Source organism: Chroococcidiopsis sp. CCALA 051, assembly GCF_003015105.1.
In the GTDB taxonomy this organism is placed as follows: domain Bacteria; phylum Cyanobacteriota; class Cyanobacteriia; order Cyanobacteriales; family Chroococcidiopsidaceae; genus Chroococcidiopsis; species Chroococcidiopsis thermalis.
Genome location: NZ_PYCI01000238.1, coordinates 1 through 4,007, shown reverse-complemented (window position 1 = coordinate 4,007; position 4,007 = coordinate 1). Strand labels below are relative to the sequence as shown.

6 protein-coding genes are annotated in these 4,007 nt (G+C 46.6%); all 6 read right to left on the bottom strand.

Going from position 1 to position 4,007, the window contains the following annotated elements; translation table 11 throughout:
* Nucleotides 1–256, bottom strand: a 256-nt coding sequence (locus tag C7Y66_RS30050; RefSeq protein WP_158266029.1) for an NTP transferase domain-containing protein, incomplete at its 3' end; no start/stop codon positions are given.
* Between the two features lie 54 nt (nt 257–310).
* The gene (locus tag C7Y66_RS30045) at nt 311–1,186 is read right to left on the bottom strand and encodes an SDR family oxidoreductase (RefSeq protein ID WP_106548335.1); all 876 of its coding nucleotides are present in this window, start codon (nt 1,184–1,186) and stop codon (nt 311–313) included.
* A gap of 438 nt (nt 1,187–1,624) precedes the next feature.
* Nucleotides 1,625–1,858 (bottom strand): DNA-directed RNA polymerase subunit omega, encoded by a 234-nt coding sequence (locus C7Y66_RS30040; RefSeq protein ID WP_015156280.1) that lies wholly within the window; start codon nt 1,856–1,858, stop codon nt 1,625–1,627.
* 120 nt (nt 1,859–1,978) lie between these two features.
* Complete coding sequence (locus tag C7Y66_RS30035) at nt 1,979–2,284, bottom strand: FHA domain-containing protein (RefSeq protein ID WP_015156279.1); 306 nt, start codon at nt 2,282–2,284, stop codon at nt 1,979–1,981.
* 31 nt (nt 2,285–2,315) lie between these two features.
* On the bottom strand, nt 2,316–3,218 hold the full coding sequence (locus tag C7Y66_RS30030; protein WP_106548334.1) for an FHA domain-containing protein: 903 nt from the start codon (nt 3,216–3,218) through the stop codon (nt 2,316–2,318).
* A 37-nt stretch (nt 3,219–3,255) separates the two neighbouring features.
* Complete coding sequence (pgl, locus tag C7Y66_RS30025) at nt 3,256–3,987, bottom strand: 6-phosphogluconolactonase (protein WP_015156277.1); 732 nt, start codon at nt 3,985–3,987, stop codon at nt 3,256–3,258.
* Nucleotides 3,988–4,007 lie beyond the last annotated feature (20 nt).

Sequence of the window (4,007 nt, the reverse complement as noted above, 5' to 3'; positions counted from 1 at the left end):
CCCTGCTCCCCGCGCCCTGCTCCCTAATAAACTCACACCCAACGGGAAGTAAATGCTCATAGCGCTCTTGCCAAGGAGTCACGACGTAAACGCGATCGCATAATGCAATTGCTACCTCACACACTTTTTGCAACAACGGTACGCCATCAACTGGAAGTAGAGCTTTATCCCGTCCCATCCGCGAACTTTTACCCCCCGCTAGAACGATGCTAGAAAGGGAAGTCGGGAGTGGGAGTGGGAGATTGGGAGTCGGCAATTTACCTTTTAACTTTTGACTTTTAACTTTTGACTTTTAACTTTTGACTTGCACTCATATTGCCAAATAGCGCCGTAAAAAACTCTCTAGGTTTTCCATTTTTAGATGATAGATTTCCTCTAACTGAGTAATTTCTTCGCGAGTGCAGAAAAATTCGTTGTCTAGTAAAGTGCGGAAAGTGCCTAAAGCTTTTTGCAACGACGGGTTGAACAAACCCGTTACAGTTCTAAATCCGTCTACTGCAAGTAAGGGAGGATTAATAATAATTGGCTCGATATTGAAAATCCTCCCGAGAATGTGCGGTACATCTTGCCGTTGTAATATTTCCCCGCCTCCAACGGAGAAAGTTCGATTACGCGCCTCTGGAAGCATGAATGAGTTAACAATTATTTGTGCTAAATCGTCAGTACTAACAATAGAAGTGCGGTTTTTGCCATCACCAACTAGTAAATAAAGTCCTGTTTGCCGAAATCTTTCTGCTAATGGTAGGAGGTTAGAAGCAAGTCCGGCTGGACGCAAAATTGTATAATTAATTCCGCTTGCTTGCAAATACTTTTCTACAGCACGCTTTGCTTTGAATACGGGTGCATCTTCATAACCGCGATCTGCGCCTAAGATAGAGATAAAAACAAAGTGCTGTACTTTCTGTTCTTTAGCTCGGTCGATCAACTCAATATTGGCATGGTAGTCTAGGGCGAAGGCATTGCCATCGGAACCATGAGCGCTAACAATGTACTGTACTCCCTGACAAGCTTTTTGAATATCTCGATCGACTTGCAGATCGCCGATAAAGGTTTCTGCGCCTCGATGTTCTAACTCACTATAGCGAGACAGCAGACGCACAAAAGCACGCACGGGCATTCCCCGTTCTCGGAGCGATCGCACCACCCTCCTGCCAATTCCTCCTGTTGCTCCCGTAACCAAAAACATGTTGCTAACTCCCTAGAGGATAAAATGTACGCTTGAGGCAAGTCACAAATTCTCTAGTACCTCATTCATGTTAATCACTACAACAGGAATTAGGGGGAAATTTATTCTTTCGGGTAAAAGCTTTCCGTTCGAGCAATTTAACCAATTTATTTTATAGCTGATGTCAGCAAGTCAAAAGTTTCATCTGGGCGGGTTTATTTTTAAAGAGCGCATAACTCAGGTGAGATTTATTGTTGAAATATGCGATCGCACAACCAATGAGTTTAATTGGATTAACTCAAGCATTTGACTCAGCGACCGCAATAAATAGCAAAAAACGGGCGATCGCAACTCACCCGTTATCAGTTGTCAGTGAAGAGTAACAGGTGACTAGACCAAAACTAAGAATCTAGTTCCACCAGCCACCAGCCACTAACCACTCATGACTTCCTCTATTGGCTATTCACCGATAATTTCTGGTTGAGTCAACTCGTCAGACATCTCAATGATGGCGCGGATGACTGGTTTCATCATCGGATCGTCTACATTATCAAAATCTTCATAACGGCGACGCTTAGCACGGTTGGCGACTTGGACGGTAATTCGATAGCGGTTCGATGCTGCGTCGATCAGCTCCTCCGCACGGTGCATAATTTGAGATTGGGTTGTCTCGAACTTAGAACGCTTCAGCATGGTGATTGGTCGTTGAAGATAACTCCCATTGTAAGTCACTTAACCAAAGCAACCGCTCACACATTCTTTGGTAAGGTCTTGCTTGAGGCTGTTGAAAATATCTTCTCTCGTATCGTACTGCTATGGCAATAACTTAATTTGTAATTGAGGACCGGATTTAGCCAGTCGAATCACCGTACCATTTATGACTGAAATCGATTCTGTAATTGGTTGACCATCTATATATGTGCCATTCGCGCCTAAATTCACTAACTGCCATTGTCCCCTTGTCGCATGTAATTCGGCATGGTAGCGAGAAACAACAGCACTGTATAGAATTACCTGATTGTCTGTTGCCCGTCCAACGCGGACAACAGATTCAGTTTCAAACGTCCAATTTTGGACGGGAGTACCGTTTTGAGGATGTAGCAGAGTAATTGTAATCACTTTAGCCAGGTCGAGAATAAGCTACAAGTAGCTATGAAAGTTGAAACAGAAAAGTTACTAAGTCTCCCTTACCTAAAGCAATGCGATCGCCCATCCGCAAACGGTGACGATTACCTGGTAAAAGGGGCATATTGTTGATGTAAGTTCCGTTGGAACTGCCCACATCTTCTATGTAGTAAGCATCTCCTTCAATGCGAATGTCGGCATGAATCCGCGAGACGATTTCGGAATTAGGAAACCCAGCCACGTCAACATCTGGAGGAATGCGATCGTTAGGCTTACCAATATGCACCACAGAAAGAGTTGGTGGTAGCTCGATCGGAGTATTGGTCTGGACGTGAAAGAGCTTGGCAATCTGCTGCTGCAATTGGGTTTTGGAACTCGAAACCACGGGCATTGCTGGCATGGGAGTGGGTGGGGATACTGCTGGCGGTGGTGGTGGTGTTGGTGTTGGCGGTGTGAATGGTGCTGGCGGGGGAGGAGGGTTAATACTGCTACTCTTACGAGATTCTGCGATTGGTTCTGGCTCTGGAGTCGGCGCTGGTGCTATTATCGGTTCTGGCTCTGGAGTCGCTGATAGGTCGCGATGAATGATTTCCACTACAGGTGCAGGTGTTTCTAGCTCTATAGCTGGCTCGACTCTGGGTTCCTCGACTCTGGGTTCCTCGACTCTGGGTTCCTCGACTCTAGGTTCTGGAACAGCCAAGCTTGGTTGAGTCGGTGGTAGGTCACCAAGATCTAGCGGCGTTCCTTCGGCGACAGTTGCTAAGTCAGCACTGAGATCGTAGCCACATTGTCCGCAGAACCTTGCATCAGTTTGTACGGGTGCGCCACAGTTAGGACAACTAGTAGTAGCTGGTAGAGGTGTGTAGCAAGCTTCGCAGGCTTGCGCCCCTTCTGGGTTGAGGTGATTGCAATTAGGGCAAACGATCATGAAGTCAATCCCTGTGAACAGTTTTTGATTTTAAGCGCTACTCTTCGGGTAATTGCAAGCCTTGTCCGGCTGCTCGATCCAACAACCACCAAAGTTCTCCTTGGGGTTGAACGAACCGTGCAGGATAGGTATAATCGTCCGCTACGGATGCAAATACCTGTGCTAACGCCGCTTGCTTGTTCGCACCAGAGACTAAAAATATGGTGCAACGAGCTTGGTTGATAGTAGGGATAGTAAATGTGATCCGAGGCTGTCCATCTTTGTTCCCAACTGTAACTATGCGATCGCACACTTGTAAAGCCGCAGTATGAGGAAACAAGGACGCTGTATGTCCGTCATCTCCCATCCCCAATAAATTTACATCCAAAGCGGGAAATTCACCCGATTTTAGTTGAAAAAACTCTTTAAGATGGGTTTCGTATTGAAGGGCAGCGTCAGCAGGATCGGCTGCACTGGTGGGCATGGGGTGGATATTCTCGGCAGGAATCTCGACTTTATCTAACCAAGCTTGTCGTGCCATCCGCTGATTGCTATCTGGGCTATCGGGAGAAACGTATCGTTCGTCACCCCAAAAAACGTGAACTTTCTCCCAAGGTAATGCTTGGGCAGCGATCGCTTCATAGAGAGGTTTAGGCGTGCTACCACCCGATAGGGCAATGGTACACAGTCCCCGTGCTTGAATGGCGTTGTGCATTTGGGCGAGGGTGAGTTCGAGCGATCGCTGGACTAGCGCCGCTAGATCTGGTAGGACTTCAACTTTTTTGTGCATTGTTATAGCAGTGTTATAGC